The sequence below is a fragment of the Streptomyces sp. ALB3 genome (assembly GCF_044385685.1).
GTDB lineage: Bacteria > Actinomycetota > Actinomycetes > Streptomycetales > Streptomycetaceae > Streptomyces.
This window is the reverse complement of sequence record NZ_JBISCE010000005.1, coordinates 38,686-58,318: the sequence shown is the minus strand read 5'-3', so window position 1 is coordinate 58,318 and position 19,633 is coordinate 38,686. Positions and strand designations below refer to the sequence as shown.

Below are 19,633 nucleotides of genomic sequence, written 5' to 3'. Positions count from 1 at the left end.
TCGAGTACAGCTAGCCATTGTGCCACACCACATCGGGTCACCCCACCGCGACCGCCGCTTCCGGGATGCGGAAGGGCTTGCCGCATCCGCCGCAGACGATCGGGGCCTGGGCCAGGACCGAGGGGACGACGCGGACGTTGCGTCCGCAGTCGCAGACGGCCTTGACCCGCACGCCGCCTCCGGACGAGCCGTGCCGTGCGGCGGGGCCGCGGAACGAGCGCTTGGTGTCCGCCGCGGTGGCGACGGTGTGCGCCTTGAGGGCGCGATGCAGCCGTTCCGTCGTCGGGCGGTAGCGGCGTTTGGCCTCGGGATTCAGCGTCACCAGCGAGAATCCGCTGCTGGGGTGGGGTTCCTCGGCATGGTCGAGGCCCAGCTCCTCGGCGATCGCGAGGAAGCGTCGGTTGTGGTAGCGGCCGGCGCGGGAGGTGTCCCGGACACCTCTCGCGGCCGCGATGCCGTGGACTGCCTCATGGAGCAGTCGTTCGAAGGAGAGCTCGGCGCCACAGGCGGACGAGGACTCTCCGATCAGGGACTCTGGCGCGGCAAGATCGGGCAGCTCGGGGTGGTACCGCTGAATGTCGGCCCACGCCTGTGCCAGCTCTGCGGCAAGTACAGGTGGTGTCGTGCTCACGTCGTGACAACGAGCCTGAGTGCTCCCGTGTTCCTATTCCGGGGCATCCCAAATAATTTGCACGTACCAGTCAGTTGCCCTTGATGCGTCCGGACGAGGGCGGGTGCGCAGATCAGCGGAGAAGTCACACAGCTCGCACCAAGGTGGTACGTAGCAACACGTACGCACCGGCGTGGACGGGCGCCCCGCGGGCGACATTACCCGGCACGGCGCGGAGCCCGCACACCGGTCGCGGCCCGCGGCCGGGGCGCTCGACGTGCTGCGTCCCGCGTGTCGGGTAAGACTGTGGGGAAGCGAGCAGCAGGCGTGCTCTTCCCGGCGCCCGCATCGGCCACGCTGCGCCCGGGGGCGCACGACCGGAGCACGCAAGCATTGCCATCCCACCCCGTCCGACCCCTGGACGGGACCGCCGATGCGGAGTTCTCTGGCTTACGGGGGCTGTGGGCACGCAGACACAGCACAAAGACATGGGGGACCTCACTCGGGCACGACCGACCTCACGGCGGATTGGGGCGCATTCCATGACACCTACGCTCGTCCGGCACCACAGGTACGCGGACTCGTCCGCTCCGGTGGACGCCGGTACCCGTGCCCGCGACTGGGCCGAGATCCAGGAGCGCATGCTGGCACCGCTCTACGAGGCGGTGTACCAGCGCCTCGAGGTCGGGGCCGGTACCAGGATGCTCTCCCTCGGCTGCGGTTCCGGGCTCGCGCTGCTGATCGCGGCCTCGCGCGGGGCGCGCGTCACCGGCGTCGACACCGACCGCGAACGGCTCACCCTGGCCCGCGAACGCCTTGCCGCCGATCCGGGACAGGCCGTCGGACCGGGCGGTAGCGATCCGCGTGCGAGGCTCGTGGACAGCATTCCGGCGGCCACCCCCGACGGCGAGGCGCCCTACAACCTGCTGACCGCCTTCCAGCCGATCGGCTGCGCGGCAGGGGACTCCGACGGCCTCGCCCCCGCGCTGGCCTCCGCGGTGCCGCTGGCCCTGCGGGGAGCGACGGTGGTGCTGGCCGGCTGGGGACCGCCGGAGCGGTGCGCGACGGCTCCGGTGCTGCGGGTGGCGGCCCGGCTCACCGAGTCGGCGCGTGCCCCGCGCTCCGGGAACGGCTGGCGGCCGGCGCTGCGGGACGACCTCGAGGAGGTCGCGGCGCGGGCCGGCCTCAAGCCGGACGGCTCGGGCCGGGTGTCCTGTCCGTTCGGCTACGCGGACGTGGACAGCGCGGTGCGCGGCCTGCTGTCGACCGGGCTGTTCGACACGGCCATCCGGGCGACGGACCGTACCCAGGTGGAGAAGGAGGTCGCGGAGGCGCTGCATCCGCATCTGCGGCCCGACGGCACGGTGTGGATGCCGAACGTCTTCCGCTACCTGGTGTGCGTGACCTGACGGGAAGGCGAAGGGCGCCCCGCTTGGCGGGGCGCCCTTCGTACGTGCTGCCGTCCGGTCCGTCCGCGGCCTGACCGGTCAGCCCATGAACTTCTTGAACTCGTCGGGCAGTTCGAAGTTCTTGTCCTCCTGGGCGGGCAGGTTGAACGCGCCGCCCTGCGCCGCCTGCTCGCGACGGGCCGCCGCGGCCTGCTCCTCGGCCTTGCGCTTCATCGGGTTGCCGCTCTTGCGCTTGCCCTTGGCCTGCTTGACCTGCTTCTTCTGGCGGCCGGCCCCGCCGCCCATGCCCGGCATCCCCGGCATGCCGGGCATGCCGCCGCCCTGGGCCATCTTCGACATCATCTTGCGGGCCTCGAAGAACCGCTCCACGAGGTTCTTCACGGCGGAGACCTCGACACCGGAGCCCTTGGCGATGCGGGCCCGGCGGGAGCCGTTGATGATCGTCGGCTCGGCGCGCTCCTTGGGGGTCATCGACTTGATGATCGCGGCCGTGCGGTCGACGTCCCGCTCGTCGATGTTGTTGATCTGGTCCTTGATCTGTCCCATGCCGGGCAGCATCCCGAGCAGCTTGGAGATGGAGCCCATCTTCCTGACCTGCTCCATCTGCGCCAGGAAGTCGTCGAGCGTGAAGTCCTTGCCCTTGCTCGACGCCAGCTTGGAGGCCATTTTGGCGGCCTCTTCCTGGCTGAAGGTCTTCTCCGCCTGCTCGATCAGGGTGAGCAGGTCACCCATGTCGAGGATGCGGGACGCCATCCGGTCGGGGTGGAAGGCGTCGAAGTCCTCGAGCTTCTCACCGTTCGACGCGAACATGATCTGCTTGCCCGTGACGTGGGCGATCGACAGGGCCGCACCACCGCGGGCGTCGCCGTCGAGCTTGGAGAGCACCACGCCGTCGAAGCCGACGCCGTCGCGGAAGGCCTCGGCGGTGTTGACCGCGTCCTGGCCGATCATCGCGTCGACGACGAAGAGGATCTCGTCGGGGCTGACGGCGTCGCGGATGTCCGCGGCCTGCCGCATCAGTTCCTCGTCGATGCCCAGCCGGCCGGCGGTGTCGACGATGACGATGTCGTGGACCTTGGACGTGGCGAACTCGATGGAGTCCTTGGCGACCTTGACCGGGTCGCCCACGCCGTTGCCGGGCTCCGGCGCGTACACCGCGACACCGGCGCGGTCGGCGACGACGCTCAGCTGGTTCACGGCGTTGGGGCGCTGGAGGTCACAGGCGACGAGCAGCGGCGAGTGGCCCTGTGCCTTGAGCCAGAGGCCGAGCTTTCCGGCGAGGGTGGTCTTACCGGCACCCTGCAGACCCGCGAGCATGATCACGGTGGGCGGGTTCTTGGCGAACCTCAACCGCCGGGTCTCGCCGCCGAGGATGCCGACGAGCTCCTCGTTGACGATCTTGACGACCTGCTGGGCGGGGTTCAGCGCCTGGGAGACCTCGGCGCCGCGCGCCCGCTCCTTGACGTTGGCGATGAACGCGCGGACGACGGGGAGGGCGACATCTGCCTCGAGGAGGGCGATACGGATCTCGCGAGCCGTGGCGTCGATGTCCGCCTCGGACAAGCGGCCCTTGCCCCTGAGGTTTTTGAAAGTCGCGCTAAGGCGGTCGGAGAGAGTATCGAACACGGCGCTCGTCGGTCCTCAGGGTCGGGGGCGTGGCAGGTCAATCGCCCTCCAGGGTATCCGGACCCCGGAGGACGCGGAGCCCTCGCCCGTTTCTCGTGACGAACAGGCTCCGGGCACGGGCTCAGCCCAGCTCCTTCTCGACCTCTCCGGCCACCTCGGCGGCCCGGGACGGGGACAGGGGATCACCGTCGCGGTCCGTGACGTAGAAGGCGTCCACGGCGTTCGCCCCGAGGGTGGAGATGTGGGCGCTGCGCACTCTCACCGCGCTCTGCTCCAGCGCCCGGCCGATCCGGTGCAGCAGCCCGGGGGCGTCCTGGGCGCGGACCTCGATCACCGTGGCCAGCCGGGAACCGGCCGCCGCGACGGTCACCCTGGGCGGTGGCGCCTTCACGCCGCGCCGCCGCGGGTAGGCGGCCTCCCGCTCGGCGAGTCTGGCCCGGATGTCCAGGGAGCCGTCCAGGGCGCGCACGAGGTCGGCGCGCAGCCGGGCGGCCTGCGGGAGGGACCCGTACTCGGCCGCGACCCGCCAGCTGAGCACCAGCAGCCCGGCCGTCTCGCCCATCTCGGTGGGCAGCTCCACGGCGCGCAGGTCGGCGGCGCGCACGGTGAGGCGGTGCAGGGCGAGCACCCCGGCCGCCGCGGGCAGCACGCCCGGCCGGTCGGGCAGCGCGATGAGGAGTTCCACTCCGACGGGTTCGGATCCGCCGTCCTCGGCGGCCGGTTCGGGCCGGGTGTGCAGGGACAGGACGGGCTCGCCGGTGCGCAGGGCCTCGACGGCGAGGCGTTCCTGTTCGGCGCTGGGTGCGAGCGGTTCCGGTGCGGGGGGTTCCTCGCCGACCAGGAGCGCGGCGACCCGCTTGACGAGGTCGGTGACGAGGGACGCCCGCCAGGAGCTCCAGGCGGCGGGGCCGGTGGCGAGCGCGTCGGCCTCGGTGAGCGCGTGGAGGAGTTCCAGGGTGGAGGCGCCGCCCACGGCGGTGGCCACGGAGCGCACGGTCGCGGGGTCGTCGAGGTCGCGACGGGTGGCCGTCTCGATGAGCAGCAGGTGGTGGCGCACGAGCGTGGCGACGACGCCCACGTCCTGCTTGTCGAAGCCGATGCGGGCGGCCATGTCGCGGGCGATCACCTCACCCGCGACGGAGTGGTCCCCGGGCCAGCCCTTGCCGATGTCGTGGAGCAGGGCGGCGATCAGGAGGAGGTCGGGACGGCCGACGCGGCGGGTGAGGTGCGAGGCGCGGACGGCTGTCTCGACGAGGTGGCGGTCGACGGTCCAGGTGTGGACGGGGTTGCGCTGGGGCCTGCAGTGGACCCGCTCCCAGTCGGGCAGCAGCCGGGTGATGATGCCTTCCGCTTCGAGGGCCTCCCAGACCCCGACGGTGGACTCACCGGCACCGAGCAGCGTGACGAGCTCCTCGCGGGCCTGCGCGGGCCACGGCACGGGCAGCGGCTGGGCGGCGGTACCGAGGTGGCGTACGAGGTGGCGTGAGAGCGGCAGTCCGGCCTCGGCTGCCGCGGCGGCGGCCCGGAGGGTGAGCACGGGGTCGCGTTCGGGGCGCGCGGTGCGGGCGAGGACCACTTCGCCCTCGGCCTCGACGACGCCGTCGGCGAGCGGCGTGCGTTCCGGTGCGGTCTTGGCCCCGCCGCCGAGGATCGTCCGCAGCCGGGGGCGCGCGGAGCGGGAGCGCAGGACGCGGTTGACCTCGCGCCAGGTGACGTCGGTGGCGTACGAGACCGTCCGTGCGGCCTCGTAGACCTGGCGCAGCAGGGCGTCCGCGTCGAGGAGGCCGAGAGCTGCGGCGACCTGGTCCTGCTCCTGGAGGGCCAGGCGGTCGGTGGCCCTGCCGGTGGTGAGGTGGAGCGCGTCGCGTGCGTCCAGGAGGGTGCGCCGGGCCTCCGCGAGACCTTCGCGGGGCGCGTCCGCGAGCCAGGAGGCGGCGACCGCGCGCAGGGCGGTCGCGTCGCGGAGGCCGCCGCGGGCTTCCTTGAGGTCGGGTTCGAGGAGGAACTGGAGCTCGCCCATGCGTTCGGCCCGTTCACGGCAGAGCTCGTCGAGGGCGGGAAGGCGCTTGGGTGCCTGGTTGCGCCAGTCGGCGAGGACCGTGGTCCGCAGTCCGGCGACGAGGCCGAGGTCTCCGGCGACGGGGCGCGCGTCGAGCAGTCCGAGCTGGACCTTGAGGTCCTCCCCCGCCGTCCTGGTCGCTTCGCCGGGGGTGCGTACGGAGTGGTCGAGGGCCAGGCCGAGGTCCCAGACGGGGTACCAGATCCGGTCGGCGAGGGTGGCCACGGCTCCGGCGTCCGCGGTGCCGTCGTGCAGGAGCAGGAGGTCGAGGTCGCTGCGGGGGGAGAGCTCGCCGCGGCCGTAACCGCCGACGGCGACGAGGGCGGCGCCGCGGACGCCCGCTTCCCCGGCCGCCGCGGTGAACAGTCCGTGCAGCCAGTCGTCGGTGAGCCGGGCCAGGGCTGCACGGCGCGGCGGCCCGGACCGCGCCTCCTCCTGGAGGAGGCGCAGCCGGGCCGCCGCATAGCCGCTGGGTCCCGAGTCCTCGGATCCGGTGGTCACTTCGGTGCTCGTCACCCAGCTGCCTTTCCGTTCACAGGGACCGTCGGTCAGAGTGCGTCCGGGCCGCGTTCGCCGGTCCGTACGCGGATCGCGGTGTCGACCGGGACGCTCCAGACCTTGCCGTCACCGATCTTGCCCGTGCGGGCGGCCTTGACCACGACGTCGATGAGCTGTTCGGCGTCCTCGTCCTCGACGAGGACCTCGATACGGATCTTCGGGACGAGGTCGACCGTGTACTCGGCACCACGGTAGACCTCGGTGTGTCCGCGCTGACGCCCGTAGCCGCTGGCTTCCGTGACCGTGAGGCCCTGGACACCGAAGGCCTGGAGGGCCTCCTTGATCTCGTCCAGCCTGTGCGGCTTCACGACTGCGGTGATGAGCTTCATGCGTCCACCTTCTTGTTCGTCGGGGCTGCCGTGGCGCCGGGCGCCGGGGTGGTGCGGGAGGCGGAGCCGCCGCCTGCTCCGCTGAAGTCGTAGGCCGTCTCGGCGTGCTCGACCTGGTCGATGCCGGAGACCTCGACGTCCTCGCTGACCCTCATCCCGATCGTCCTGTCGAGGACGAACGCGAGGACGGCGGAGACCACCAGGGAGTAGGCGAGGACCGCGAGGACACCGACGGCCTGCTTGCCGAGCTGTTCGAGTCCGCCGCCGTAGAAGAGGCCCTTGGCATCGGACTGCACACCACCGGTGGCGAAGAAGCCGACGAGAAGGGAGCCGAGGATACCGCCGACGAGGTGGACGCCGACGACGTCGAGGGAGTCGTCGTAGCCGAACCTGTACTTGAGGCCGACGGCCATGGCGCACAGGACACCGGCGATGACACCGATCGCGATGGCGCCGAGCGGGCTGACCGCTCCGCCCGCGGGGGTGATGGCGACGAGGCCCGCGACGGCGCCGGACGCGGCGCCCAGGGTCGTGAAGGAGCCGTGGCGGATCTTCTCGTAGGCGAGCCAGCCCAGGACCGCCGCACCCGTGGCGACCTGCGTGTTGACGAACATGACGGCCCCGACCCCGTCGTCGTTGCCGAGCCACGAGCCGGCGTTGAAGCCGAACCAGCCGAACCACAGGAGGGCGGCTCCGAGCATGACGAGCGGCAGGCTGTGCGGCCGCATCGGGTCCTTCTTGAAGCCCACCCGCTTGCCGATGACCAGGATCACGCCGAGGGCGGCGGCACCGGCGTTGATGTGCACGGCCGTACCACCGGCGAAGTCGATGACGCCCATCTCGAAGAGCCAGCCGCCCGCGCCCCAGACCCAGTGCGCGACCGGGAAGTAGACGACGGTGACCCACAGGGCCACGAACAGGGCCCAGGAGGTGAACTTGACCCGGTCGGCGAGAGCGCCGCTGATGAGGGCCGGGGTGAGGATGGCGAACATCATCTGGAAGACCGCGAAGACGTACACCGGGATGGTGTAGCCGTCCCAGAGTTCGGTGACGCCGATCCCGCTGAGGCCGACGAAGTCCGAGCTCCAGCCGATGACCGAGCCGACGTCGGTGCCGAACGCGAGGCTGAATCCGTAGAGCACCCACAGGACCGTGACGATCCCGAGGCTGATGAAGCTCATCATCAGCATGTTCAGGGTGCTCTTGACGCGGACCATGCCTCCGTAGAAGAAGGCCAGGGCCGGGGTCATGAGCATCACCAGCGCGGTGCAGATGAGCATGAACCCTGTGTTGGCGGCAGACAGCTCGGGGGCGTCTGCGGCAAGCGTCGTGATGCCTGGGGGCATCGGCGTCTCCTCGTCGTCGGTGCGGCCACGTGCGGGGGTGCGGGACCACGGTGAAAAGGTGCGGGCCGGTTATGCGCCATGAGATTCGCGCAGCGCGGTTTCCACGAATGCCGCACGGTGTTTCACCGCAGTGACGAAGGAGCTCCGCGTGTTACGTCCGAATGAACCAGTGGTGTCGGACCCGGTGCGGTGCCTACCATGCTGCCCGCACCGCATACGGCGGGGCCGGCCTGCCCTCGGACGTGAACCGGCCACGACGGCGGCCCGTCGACCTGGCGATGGGGGAGCCGAGTCGGGTTGGTACGGGCGGTCGTCGTGGCCGGTGGTGCGGGGTCCGTTCAGACCGCTTCCGCGGTCTCCGGGAGCTGCTCGGTGAGCAGGTCGGTGAGCCGGGCGACCTCCGGGATGTCCCCGAAGTCCCTGGCAGCGGTGTCGACGGTCTTGCGGAGCCTGGTGTTGACGCGTTCCGACCTGACCTTCTTGGCGATCCTCAGCGCGGCGGTGGCGGGCACGGTCGACTCCTCCGGCTCACGCTTGAGGAGGTGCACGGTGGCCATGCCGATCAGGTTGAGCGCGTACGACCTCTGGTGCTCGTCGTCCTCGCCGAAGAGCTCGACGGCACGGGCCATCACGGGCTCGGCGAGCGAGGCGTACGTGGGGCTGCGGCCCGCGACATAGGCGAGGTCACGGTAGGAGTGGGCGTTCTCGCCGTGCAGTTCGGCGTCGGAGAAGAAGCGGATCCAGTCGGGCTCGGGCTCGTCGTCGAGGACGGCGTCGGCGAAGGTGTCCTCGGCCATCCGGACGGCTCGCTTGCACTTGCTCGGCTGGCCCATGTTGGCGTAGGCGCGCGCCTCCATCGCATACAGCATGGCCTGGGTCCGTGCGGTGGCGCAGTCGCGGCTGCCGTACTGGGCGAGGTGGATGAGTTCGAGTGCGTCGTCGGGCCGGCCGAGGTGGATCATCTGGCGGCTCATGCTGGAGAGGATGTACGAGCCCAGCGGCTTGTCGCCGGCCTCCTTCGAGGCGTGCAGGGCGAGCACGAAGTACTTCTGGGCGGTGGGCTGGAGGCCCACGTCGTAGCTCATCCAGCCCGCGAGTTCGGCCAGCTCGGCGGCGCAGCGGAACAGGCGCCTGGCGGTGGCCTGGGGCTGCGGCTCCTGCAGCAGGTCGGTGACTTCGTGGAGCTGGCCGACGACGGCCTTGCGGCGCAGTCCGCCGCCGCACTGGGCGTCCCACTGGCGGAACATGGCCGTGGTGGATTCCAGCAGGTCGAGCTCGGGTCCGGAGAGCCGTGAGGGGCGGCTCTCCGCGGTCGGCAGCTCGGGTTCGGGCTGTCCCGGGCGGGTGACCGGCACCAGCCAGCGCTGCATGGGTTCTACGAGGGTGGGCCCGGCGGCCAGGGCGAGGGAGCTGCCGAGGAAGCCGCGCCGGGCGAGCATGAGGTCGCTGCGCGAGAACTCGCTGAGCAGCGCGACGGTCTGCGGTCCCGCCCAGGGCAGGTCGACTCCGGCTACCGAGGGTGCCTGGTGCGGGGTGCGCAGCCCGAGGTCCTCGACGGAGACGACGGCGCCGAAGCGCTCCGAGAGGAGTTCGGAGAGAATCCGCGGGATGGGTTCGCGCGGCTGTTCGCCGTCGAGCCAGCGGCGCACGCGGGAGGTGTCGGTGCTGATGTGGTGGGCACCCAGCTGCCGGGCCCGCCGGTTCACCTGGCGGGCGAGCTCGCCCTTCGACCAGCCGCTCCGCACGAACCACGATCCCAGTTGCCCGTTGGGGCGCTTTCCGGCATGCGTCTCGCCTGCGCCACTGCCACCCACTGGAACGCCCCCATCCCGCTGAAAACTGTCGCGCGAACCTCTATCAGAATCCCGCGCCCCGGTGCTGTCCGTGCGGGCGCTGTGCGCCGTCGAACAGATCGACGGATTGCCCGAGGCATACTCAACTGCACATGCAATTGCAGGTTCGAGTACCCACAGTAATCCTACGATCACCGCTCCGGCGAGGGTCGTTGCAGAAACGCCACCATTCGCCACCCCTTCGGATGAACCCGATCCACGTGGTTCGCGATTCACTTGACAGGTCACGTTCAGCAGCGAGCGGAGTGAAGCATTCAGGGGCGCGCGACACTCAGCGCGCCCCTCTGTGACGCCACCTCGCGCGCCGGCGGATCGGCAGCGCGCGGAGTACGCCGAGTACGGGGCTCCGGGTCGTAACCACCGGCGAGTCGGACCCGTTGGAGGGGGCATGGGCTTCACGATCGGCGGCATCCGGGACATGCGGTCCGCCACGCGGCGCCGCGGCCGCGCGGCCGGGGCGACCGAGGTGGCCGAGTACACAGGACTCTGGGGCTGGGCGGTGGCTCCGGGCGCCCGTGCGGCGGCCGGCATGTGCTCCTGCGGTGACACCGCGTGTGCCGCCCCCGGCGCGCATCCGCTGGACTTCGCCCCGGAGGTCCCGCCGGGCGCCACCCTGGGCACGGCCGCGGACGCCTGGGCCGAGGTGCCGGGCGCCTCGATCCTCCTCCCGGTGGGCCGGACCTTCGACGTGCTCGACGTCGCGGAGGCGGCGGGGCGGCGCGCGCTGGTGCGGATGGAGCGGATGGGGCTGCCGCTGGGACCGGTCGCGGTGACCCCGACCGGCCGTACACAGTTCTTCGTCGCACCCGGCGCCGCGGCGGGCCTGCCAGGGCTGCTCTACCGGATGGGCTGGGACGACGCGGATCTCGACCTGCGGGCGCTGGGTCCCGGTGCCTACGTGACCGCTCCCCCCTCGGACCTCGGGGGCCTCGGCCCTGTCAGCTGGCTGCGTCCGCCCGTGCCGGACACGGCCGCCACTCCCCCGCAGGCCCGGCTCCTCCTGGGCACCCTCGCCTACATATGCCACCGCTGGTGAACGCCGGAGGGCGGTGAACCCCTTCCGGGTCCACCGCCCTCAGCGCCTGTGCGGGGCCGGGCCTGTCAGTCGCCGATCAGCGCGTCGACGAAGGCACCCGGCTCGAACGGGGCCAGGTCGTCCGGCCCCTCGCCGAGGCCGATGAGCTTCACGGGGACGCCCAGTTCGCGCTGGACCGCGATCACGATGCCGCCCTTGGCGGTGCCGTCCAGCTTGGTGAGGACGATGCCGGTGATGTCGACCACCTCGGCGAAGACCCGCGCCTGGACGAGGCCGTTCTGACCGGTGGTGGCGTCGAGCACGAGCAGGATCTCGTCGAGCGGTCCGTGCTTCTCCACGACCCGCTTGACCTTGCCGAGCTCGTCCATCAGGCCCGTCTTGGTGTGCAGCCTGCCCGCCGTGTCGATGAGCACCACGTCGGCGCCCTCGGCGATGCCCTCCTTCACCGCGTCGAAGGCGATCGACGCGGGGTCGCCGCCCTCCGGGCCGCGCACCGTGCGGGCGCCGACGCGCTCGCCCCAGGTCTGGAGCTGGTCGGCGGCGGCTGCGCGGAAGGTGTCCGCGGCACCGAGGACGACGCTGCGCCCGTCGGCGACGAGTACCCGCGCGAGCTTGCCCGTCGTGGTCGTCTTACCGGTGCCGTTGACCCCGACGACCATCACGACGCCGGGAGTCCCGTCGCCGCCCTCCGTCCTGACCGCTCGGTCGAAGTCGGGGCCGAGCAGAGTGACGAGCTCTTCGCGCAACAGGGCGCGCAGTTCGTCGGGCGTACGGGTGCCGAGGACGCGGACCCGCTCACGGAGCCTCTCCACCAGCTCCTGGGTGGGTGCGACGCCGACATCGGCGGTGAGGAGGGTGTCCTCGATCTCCTCCCAGGTGTCCTCGTCGAGGTTGTCGCGGGACAGGAGCGTGAGGAGCCCCTTGCCCAGGGAGTTCTGCGAACGGGCGAGTCTGGCGCGCAGCCGCACCAGACGGCCGGCGGTGGGCTCGGGTACCTCGAGCGCGGGGGTCTCCGGCTCGATGACGACCGGGGTGTCCTCGACGGGGGTCCCGGCGCCGGGAAGACCGACCTCCTCGATGGTGCGCCGCGCTTCGTCGCGCGGCGTCTCGGCTTCCTCGCCGACACGGGGCTCGGTGGGAGGAGTGATGGTCGGCGTGCTCGACGGCGCCGAGGGCGGCAGCTGCTTCTTCTTGCGGCTGCTGACCACGAGCCCGCTGATCAGGCCGACCGCGACCAGGGCGATGACTACAGCAAGGATGACGATTTCCATAACGCGTCCAGTATCGGCCACGGCGGCGGTCCGGCGCGGTTGTGGAGAGCGGCCGGCGCCGGACGCCGGGGCGGTATGCCACGTTTGGGGGTAAAGGTACCCTGCTGCCCGTGGAGAACCGCGGCCTGGATCCCGTCCCCGACCACGAGCGCACCGGCCGGGTCCGCGCCCTCTTCCCCACCTGGGCGACGGCCAACATGACCGTGTTGCTGCTGACCGTGGGAGCGGGGCTCACCGTCTTCAACGGGCTGAACTTCTGGCAGGTGCTGGTCGTGGCGGTCACGGCCCCCGTGCTGTCGTTCGGACTGGTGGGGCTGGTCTCGATCGCGGGCAAGCGCGGCGGGGCACCGGGCATGGCCCTGTCCCGAGCGGTTTTCGGACAGCGTGGCAACCACCTTCCCGGCGCCCTGCTGTGGGTGGCCCGCTGGGGCTGGGAGACGCTGAACGCGGTCACCGGCTCCTACGCACTGCTGGCGGTGCTCGACCTGGCGTTCGGCATCCGGAGCAGCCATCCGCTGGTGCTGGTGACTCTGACCGCCTTCGTCGCCGGGAGCTTCCTGGTCTCGGGGCTCGGCATCAGGGCGCTGCGGCTGTGTTCCCGGACCTCCGCCTGGCTCTTCGCGGGCGCCGGTCTCCTGGTCCTGGTCCACCTGATCGGCGCATCCCCCTGGCACGCCGTCCTGGGCCGGCCACCGGGGCCGGCCGCGATGATGGTCGCCGGGATCGGGACACTGGCTGCCGGGGGCATCAGCTGGGTCCCCTCGGCGCCGGACTTCGCCCGCTACCTGCCCCGTTCCGCCTCCGGGAGGGTGATGGTCGCGGCCACGGTGGGCGGGGCGCTGGTCACGGTGCTGCCGCTGGTGATGATGGGCGCGGTGATGGCGGTGAGCTCACCCCGGCTGGCCGTCACGAAGGACCCGGTGGCATTCATCGGCGAGCTGCTGCCGGGCTGGATCTCGGTGCCGTATCTCCTGACCGCCGTCGTCGGCATGATGCTGATCAACGCGATGTCGATGTACTCCGCGGGTTTCGTCGCACAGACACTCGGATTCGCGGTCCCCCGCGCCTGGGCCGTGGGGGTGAACGCGGCGATCAGCCTGCTGCTCGGGGGAGCTCTGATGCTGGTGGCCAGGAGTTTCCTCGACACGTTCCTGTCGTTCCTGACCTTGCTCGGCGTCACGTTCTCCGCCTGGATCGGCGTCTTCGGCGTCGATCTGCTGCGGGGCCGCGTCTACGACTCCGCGGCCCTGATGGACACCGCTCCCGGCAGCGGCTACTGGTACGCCGCCGGGTTCAGCCGGCAGGCCGTGGGCGCCTGGGGAGCGGCGCTCGTGGTGGGACTGCTGCTGACGGACGTGGAGTGGTTCACCGGCCCGCTGGCCGCCTCCTGGACCGGGCGTCACGGGCTGGGGTGGGCGGCCACGATCCTGGTCGCGGCCGGGGTGTACGGGGCGCTGCCGCGCCCTGCGGACGGTACGGGTGGCACGGTGACCCGGTTCTGACGCCGTGTGCCGGCGCACCGGCCGGGGCGGGACAGAACGCTGCCCCGGGCCGGCATGGGCCGGACCGGGGCAGCGGGTCGAGGAGAGGGGCAGCGGGGATTAGCCCATCTCCTCCAGCGCCTTGCCCTTGGTCTCCTTCACGAACTTGAGCACGAAGGGGATCGAGAGCACGGCGAAGCAGGTGTAGATGATGTAGGTGCCCGACAGGTTCCAGTCGGCCAGGCTCGGGAAGCTCGCGGTGATCGCCCAGTTGGCGATCCACTGGGCGGACGCGGCGACGCCGAGCGCGGCGGCGCGGATCCGGTTCGGGAACATCTCGCCGAGGAAGACCCAGACCACGACACCCCACGAGAGGGCGAAGAAGAGTACGAAGACGTGGGCCGCCACCAGTGCCACGACGCCCTGGGTGCCGGGCAGTTTGCCGTCGACCAGGTCGGCGGAGAAGGCCCAGGCTTCGAACGCCAGGGCGATGGCCATGCCGGTGGACCCGACGAGCGCGAGCGGCCTGCGGCCCACCCGGTCCACCAGGACCATGGCGATCACGGTGCCGATGATGTTGATGATCGACGTGGTGAAGGAGTAGAAGAACGAGCCGGACGGGTCGATGCCGACGGACTGCCACAGCGTCGCCGAGTAGTAGAACGCCACGTTGATGCCGACGAGCTGCTGGAAGACCGAGAGCCCGATACCGACCCAGACGATCGGCAGGAAGCCGAAGCGGCTTCCGAGCAGGTCGCTGAACTTGGACTTGTGCTCCCGGCGCATGGCCGTCTCGATCTCGTTCACCCGCGCGTCGAGGTCGACGTTCTTGCCCTCGACCTCCTCGAGGATCTTCCGGGCCCGGTCCTTCTTCCCGACGGAGATCAGGAAGCGCGGCGACTCGGGGATCGCGAAGGACAGCAGTCCGTACAGGACGGCCGGCACGACCATCACTCCGAGCATCCACTGCCAGGCCTCGAGGCCGCCGATCTCGCCGCGCTGGTCGCCGTCGGCGAGCTGGAGGATGCCGTAGTTGACCAGCTGCGAGACCGCGATGCCGATGACGATGGCGGCCTGCTGGAAGGAGCCGAGGCGGCCCCGGTAGGCGGGCGGCGAGACCTCGGCGATGTAGGCCGGGCCGATGACCGACGCCATGCCGATCGCGAAGCCTCCGATGACCCGCCACATGGCGAGGTCCCAGAGGGCGAAGGGGAGCGCGGAGCCGACGGCGCTGATGGTGAACAGCACCGAGGCGATCTGCATGCAGCGGATACGGCCGATCCGGTCGGCGATGCGCCCTGCCGTCGCCGCGCCGATGGCACAGCCGATCAGCGCGATGGCGATCACCTGGGCCAGCGTTCCCGACCCGATGTCGTAGCGGTCGCGGATGGCCTCGACGGCCCCGTTGATCACCGAACTGTCGTAGCCGAACAGGAAGCCGCCCATCGCTGCGGCTGCCGTGATGAAGATGACATGGCCGAGGTGGTCCGGGTGGGCCTCCCGGGCTCCGGACTCCGGTCCGCGCGCTGTGCTGGTCACATGAACTCCTGGTACCTGGCCGCAACGTCAGGTGTGGGGGGTGAACCCTCCCAGTGGCGCACAACTTCTAGCCGACCACCACTTGAAGGTAAAAACAACATTGCTGAGGTTATGCGTTCAAGTTTCGAAGTCAAGACTCGGGTCCGAGTCGAGAGGTGCCTCACAAGTACCCGGGAGTGCCCAAAAGGCGCGTTGAAGTGTTGAAGATTAGGTGAAGAGAGTGTGAGTATCCGTCAGCCGTTGTACGGAAGCCTCAGCGAAGCCGCTGGCTGATCACCTTGGAGACGCCGTCACCCTGCATGGAGACTCCGTAGAGCGCGTCGGCGACCTCCATCGTCCGCTTCTGGTGCGTGATGACGATGAGCTGGGAGCTCTCCTGGAGCTCCACCATGATGCGGATCAGGCGCTGCAGGTTGGTGTCGTCGAGCGCCGCCTCGACCTCGTCCATGACGTAGAACGGGCTCGGCCGGGCCTTGAAGATGGAGACCAGCAGGGCAACGGCCGTAAGGGACCGCTCGCCGCCGGACAGCAGCGAGAGCCGCTTGACCTTCTTGCCCGGCGGCCTGGCCTCGACGTCGAGACCGGTCGTCAGCATGTTGTCGGGGTCGGTGAGGACGAGACGGCCCTCGCCCCCCGGGAAGAGCCGGGAGAAGACGCCTTCGAACTCGCGGGCGGTGTCCCGGAACGCCTCCGTGAACACCTGCTCGACCCGCTCGTCGACCTCCTTGATCACCTGCATCAGATCGGCCCGGGTCTTCTTCAGGTCTTCGAGCTGCTCGGACAGGAACTTGTGCCGTTCCTCGAGCGCCGAGAACTCCTCCAGGGCGAGCGGATTCACCTTCCCGAGTTGCTGATACGCCCGTTCGGCGGCCTTCAGCCGCTTCTCCTGCTCGGACCTGACGAACGGCTTCGGCTGGTTGCGGGGATGGCCCGGATCCGCCGGGAGGTCCTCGCCCTCCGCCGCGGGGGACGGGGGCACCAGCTGCTCCGGCCCGTACTCGGCTGCCAGGCCGGCCGGCTCGACACCGAACTCCTCCAGCGCCCTGGCCTCCACCTGCTCCATGCGCAGACGCTTCTCGGCTCCGAGCACCTCGCCCCGGTGCACCGAGTCGGTGAGCCGGTCGAGCTCGCCCTTGAGGTCGCGGCCGCGACCGCGTTCGGCTGCCAGGTCCCGCTCGCGGTCGGCCTTCGCCGCCTCGGCCCTGGTCCGTTCCTCCCCCGCCCGGACGACCGAGACCTCGACGTGGGCGAGCAGTTGCCGGGCACCCGACGCCACGGCGGTGGCGACGGCGGCCTCGTGACGCAGCCGGGCGCGGCGCTGCTCGGCGCGGGCGCGTGCCTCGCGCTCGGCGCGGGCCGCGCGGTCGAGGGCGTCGGCCCGCCCGGCGAGGGCCTTGACCCGCTCCTCATGGGTACGCGCCTGGAGCCGGGCCTCCATCTCGGTCTGGCGCGCGTTGGCGCCGTCGGCCGCGAGCCTGTCCCGGACGGAGGTGTCGGGCTCCTCCTCCATGGGGTTCTCCTGCGCGACGAGCAGCCGCTCCGCCAGTTCCTCGGCCTCCGTCACGGCACGCTCCAGTGCCCCCTGCGCCCGGGCCGCGGAAGAGGTCATCCGCTCGGCCTCCTCCGCGGCACCCCGGGCCTGTCCCGCCAGCCGCCCGAGCTGCTGCGCCACTTGTGACTTCTCCCGGTCGGCGGCCCGGCGCCGCTCGCCCAGCTCCTCCACCCGGGCCGCGCCCTCCTCACGCCGTGCAGCGGCGGCGCGCTGGGCCGACGCGAGTTCCTCGCACCGCACGGCGAGCTCGGCCAGTTCGGCGGCGGCCTCGTCGACGGAGGCCTGGACCTCCAGCAGGCTGGGCGCCCCGGCGGATCCGCCGTGTGCGTAATGGGAGCCCAGCACATCGCCCTCGGCGGTGACGGCGGTCAGCCCCGGGTGCGCGGCGACCAGCTCCTCGGCGTCCTCCAGGGTGCCGACGACGACCATGCCGTGGACCAGCCGCCGTACGGCCGCCGTCAGTTCGGCGGGCCCCTGCAGCAGACCGGCGACGGCGGGCGCGGCGCATCCCCCGGTGGCGACGGCCCGGCCGGCCTCCGGTACGGCCGCCCCGGAGGCCGCCGGACCACCTCCGGTGCGCTCGGCCCCGGCGACCGCGCTTCCCGGGCCGTGTCCCGCCCCGGACGCCTGCCCGGGCACCTGGCCTGTGGGCGAGCCGACGGGCTCCGGCACGTGCTGCGCGCCCTGTGCCGGTACCAGCCCCGCTCCCGCTCCGCCGGGCACGAGCGCCGCGCGGCCCGCGTCCTGCTTCCGCAGCAGGCGGATGGCGTCCGCCGCGGCGGCCGGATCCGTCACCGCCACGGCGTCGGCGGCGGCGCCCAGCGCGGCGGCCACGGCGACCTCGTGCCCCGGGGCCACGGTGAGCAGCTCCGCGACCGGCCCGAGCAGTCCCGGGAGCCGGTCCCCCGCGTCGAGCAGTACCCCGGTGCCGTCCTTGCGCCGCAGTCCCAGCGACAGTGCCTCGTGCCGGGCGGAGACCGCCGCGCGGCTGCGTTCCGCCGTGGTGACCGCCTCACGCGCCGCGCTCAGGGCCGCCTCCGACCCGGCGAGCTCCCGCTTGGCGGACTCGTGCTGTTCCGCCAGCTCCGCGTCATCCGCGTCCAGGCCGTCGACCTCGGCCTTCAGCCGCTCGTACTCCTCCTGTGCCGCGACCGCGCGGTCCCGCGCCTCGTCCCGCGACGCCGCCAGCCGGTCGATCTCCGCCTGGGCCGAACCCGCCCGGCTGCGGGCGGCGTTGACCTGCCCGCTGAGCCGGGCGAGCCCTTCTCGCCGGTCGGCGACGGCCCGGGCCGCGTCCCGGAGCCGACGTTCCTCGGAGGCCAGCTCCTTCTCCAGTTCCGCCCGGTGTGCCGTGGTGTCCTCCAGGGCGTGCTCGGCGGCTTCGAGTGCCGCCTCCAGCTCCGCCTCCTGCTCGCGGATGCGCGCCGCCTCACGCTCCATGTCCTCCGGGTCCCGCCCGCGCCGCTCCTCCTCCGGCGCGGCGGTGGCGCTCTTCACCCGGGCGTCGGCGAGCGAGATCGTGCCTCGTACGCGCTCGGCCAGCTGGGAGAGCTCGTACCAGGTCTGCTGGGCCCGCTGCAGTCGCGGTGCGAGCCGGCGCACCTGGTCCTCCAGGTCCGCCTCGCGGGCCAGCGCCGCCTTGAGTTCGGCCTCGGTCGCCTGCCGGCGCTGTTTGAGGGCGGCCTCGTCGGCGATCTCCTCGCGCAGCGCCTCCCGGAGCCGCACGAGGTCATCGGCGAGGAGCCGCAGCCGGGCGTCCCGCAGGTCGGCCTGGATCACAGCGGCCCGGCGCGCCACGGCGGCCTGCCGTCCCAGCGGTTTGAGCTGGCGTCGCAGCTCGTCGGTGAGGTCCTGGACGCGGGCGAGGTTGGCACCCATCGCCTCCAGCTTCCGCAGCGCTTTCTCCTTGCGCTTGCGGTGCTTGAGCACACCCGCCGCTTCCTCGATGAACGCGCGGCGTCCCGTCGGATCGGCGTGCAGGACCGAGTCCAGCCGGCCCTGGCCGACGATGACGTGCATCTCCCGGCCGATACCGGAATCCGAGAGGAGTTCCTGGATGTCGAGCAGCCGGCAGGTGTCGCCGTTGATCTGGTATTCACTGCCGCCGTTGCGGAACATGATCCGGGTGATGGTCACCTCGGCGTACTCGATGGGCAGCGCGCCGTCGGAATTGTCGATCGTCAGCGACACCTCGGCACGGCCCAGAGGCGGCCTTCCCGTGGTGCCGGCGAAGATCACGTCTTCCATCTTGCCGCCGCGCAGGGATTTGGCCCCTTGTTCCCCCATGACCCAGGAGAGCGCGTCCACCACATTGGATTTGCCTGATCCGTTGGGACCGACGACGCAGGTGATCCCCGGTTCGAACCGCAGGGTCGTGGCGGAGGCGAACGATTTGAAACCACGGAGGGTCAGGGCCTTGAGGTGCACGCCGCCGGACTCTACCTTTCACTCTCGGTTTCGCTGATGAAGGTGCAGGGCACATCAGACGGTAAGCGAAGAGCGAAAGGCCGGAGACGGCACAGGGGGGAAAGAAAGAAGGGACGCCGGAGCGTCCCTGGTAAATCCTGCACGGTGCTTCTGTGCAGTCCTCCGAGCACAGCCTTACGCGACGGATCGCGGACCGACCGGATCACGAGCGATCTCGGTGCTCCAGGACGACGATCCGTGACGCAGACTTCGATGGTTGATCCCGAGCGGCCGACTTGCGGCCCGACCGGCCCCGGCAGGGCCTTGGGGTCAGGTCAGCGCGGGCTCCGCCTGGGGTACGTCGATGTCGATGCTGTCGAGCAGCGACTCCTGGTGCTGAGCGGCGGCGTTGAGCGCGTCGTTCTCGTCCTGGATCCGTACGAGCTCGGATTCCAGGTCCTGGACGCGCTTCTGAAGCCGTCGCATCTCGGCGAGGAGTCGCGGGTCGGAACCGCCGACGTAACCGAGAAGCGCCTTTGCCATGATGGATGGTCCTCC

At 71.3% G+C, this 19,633-nt stretch carries 13 protein-coding genes; 3 read left to right on the top strand and 10 right to left on the bottom strand.

Annotation, left to right across the window (positions count from 1 at the left end):
- Positions 1 to 37: 37 nt before the first annotated feature.
- Positions 38 to 631, bottom strand: coding sequence for a hypothetical protein (locus ACHFIV_RS06425; protein WP_322983494.1), 594 nt, complete (start codon positions 629 to 631; stop codon positions 38 to 40).
- Positions 632 to 1,152: 521 nt separating this feature from the next.
- Here ACHFIV_RS06425 and ACHFIV_RS06420 point away from each other — a divergent pair.
- Complete coding sequence (locus tag ACHFIV_RS06420; protein WP_398964550.1) at positions 1,153 to 2,019, top strand: methyltransferase domain-containing protein; 867 nt, start codon at positions 1,153 to 1,155, stop codon at positions 2,017 to 2,019.
- A gap of 78 nt (positions 2,020 to 2,097) precedes the next feature.
- On the opposite strand, the gene ffh is transcribed toward ACHFIV_RS06420, so the two are convergent.
- The 5 genes from ffh to nsdA form a co-directional block, all read right to left on the bottom strand.
- Positions 2,098 to 3,645: a signal recognition particle protein gene (gene ffh / locus ACHFIV_RS06415; protein WP_398964549.1), complete on the bottom strand. Its 1,548-nt coding sequence runs from the start codon at positions 3,643 to 3,645 to the stop codon at positions 2,098 to 2,100.
- Between the two features lie 121 nt (positions 3,646 to 3,766).
- Positions 3,767 to 6,220: a [protein-PII] uridylyltransferase gene (locus ACHFIV_RS06410; protein WP_398964547.1), complete on the bottom strand. Its 2,454-nt coding sequence runs from the start codon at positions 6,218 to 6,220 to the stop codon at positions 3,767 to 3,769.
- Between the two features lie 32 nt (positions 6,221 to 6,252).
- Positions 6,253 to 6,591 (bottom strand): P-II family nitrogen regulator, encoded by a 339-nt coding sequence (locus ACHFIV_RS06405; protein ID WP_033304048.1) that lies wholly within the window; start codon positions 6,589 to 6,591, stop codon positions 6,253 to 6,255.
- A complete protein-coding gene (locus ACHFIV_RS06400; protein WP_398964545.1) occupies positions 6,588 to 7,937 on the bottom strand; it encodes an ammonium transporter in 1,350 nt (449 codons plus the stop codon). Before ACHFIV_RS06400 ends, ACHFIV_RS06405 begins: the two co-directional genes overlap by 4 nt.
- Positions 7,938 to 8,275: 338 nt before the next feature.
- Entirely contained in the window at positions 8,276 to 9,751 is a 1,476-nt protein-coding gene (gene nsdA / locus ACHFIV_RS06395) for a transcriptional repressor NsdA (protein ID WP_398964542.1), read from the bottom strand.
- Between the two features lie 427 nt (positions 9,752 to 10,178).
- On the opposite strand from nsdA, the gene ACHFIV_RS06390 reads away from it, so the two are divergent.
- On the top strand, positions 10,179 to 10,826 hold the full coding sequence (locus ACHFIV_RS06390; RefSeq protein WP_398964540.1) for a bifunctional DNA primase/polymerase: 648 nt from the start codon (positions 10,179 to 10,181) through the stop codon (positions 10,824 to 10,826).
- 65 nt (positions 10,827 to 10,891) lie between these two features.
- On the opposite strand, the gene ftsY is transcribed toward ACHFIV_RS06390, so the two are convergent.
- Positions 10,892 to 12,097, bottom strand: a complete 1,206-nt coding sequence (ftsY, locus tag ACHFIV_RS06385; RefSeq protein WP_398964538.1) for a signal recognition particle-docking protein FtsY — start codon at positions 12,095 to 12,097, stop codon at positions 10,892 to 10,894.
- A 110-nt stretch (positions 12,098 to 12,207) separates the two neighbouring features.
- Here ftsY and ACHFIV_RS06380 point away from each other — a divergent pair, with 110 nt between their 5' ends.
- Complete coding sequence (locus tag ACHFIV_RS06380) at positions 12,208 to 13,599, top strand: purine-cytosine permease family protein (RefSeq protein WP_398964537.1); 1,392 nt, start codon at positions 12,208 to 12,210, stop codon at positions 13,597 to 13,599.
- Positions 13,600 to 13,698: 99 nt separating this feature from the next.
- Here the strand turns inward: ACHFIV_RS06380 and ACHFIV_RS06375 are convergent, their stop codons facing one another.
- The 3 genes from ACHFIV_RS06375 to ACHFIV_RS06365 all read right to left on the bottom strand — a co-directional run bounded on the left by ACHFIV_RS06375 (position 13,699) and on the right by ACHFIV_RS06365 (position 19,618).
- Positions 13,699 to 15,117 (bottom strand): sugar porter family MFS transporter, encoded by a 1,419-nt coding sequence (locus tag ACHFIV_RS06375; RefSeq protein WP_398964536.1) that lies wholly within the window; start codon positions 15,115 to 15,117, stop codon positions 13,699 to 13,701.
- Between the two features lie 253 nt (positions 15,118 to 15,370).
- On the bottom strand, positions 15,371 to 19,096 hold the full coding sequence (locus ACHFIV_RS06370) for an AAA family ATPase (RefSeq protein ID WP_398964534.1): 3,726 nt from the start codon (positions 19,094 to 19,096) through the stop codon (positions 15,371 to 15,373).
- A 309-nt stretch (positions 19,097 to 19,405) separates the two neighbouring features.
- Positions 19,406 to 19,618 (bottom strand): hypothetical protein, encoded by a 213-nt coding sequence (locus tag ACHFIV_RS06365; RefSeq protein ID WP_033304037.1) that lies wholly within the window; start codon positions 19,616 to 19,618, stop codon positions 19,406 to 19,408.
- Positions 19,619 to 19,633 lie beyond the last annotated feature (15 nt).

Excerpts from the sequence above, each read along its gene's own strand:
- ftsY (WP_398964538.1), bottom strand. The coding sequence starts at position 12,097 with ATGGAAATCGTCATCCTTGCTGTAGTCATCGCCCTGGTCGCGGTCGGC.
- ACHFIV_RS06420 (WP_398964550.1), top strand. The coding sequence starts at position 1,153 with ATGACACCTACGCTCGTCCGGCACCACAGGTACGCGGACTCGTCCGCT.
- ACHFIV_RS06390 (WP_398964540.1), top strand. The coding sequence starts at position 10,179 with ATGGGCTTCACGATCGGCGGCATCCGGGACATGCGGTCCGCCACGCGG.
- ACHFIV_RS06405 (WP_033304048.1), bottom strand. The coding sequence starts at position 6,591 with ATGAAGCTCATCACCGCAGTCGTGAAGCCGCACAGGCTGGACGAGATC.
- ACHFIV_RS06365 (WP_033304037.1), bottom strand. The coding sequence starts at position 19,618 with ATGGCAAAGGCGCTTCTCGGTTACGTCGGCGGTTCCGACCCGCGACTC.
- ACHFIV_RS06400 (WP_398964545.1), bottom strand. The coding sequence starts at position 7,937 with ATGCCCCCAGGCATCACGACGCTTGCCGCAGACGCCCCCGAGCTGTCT.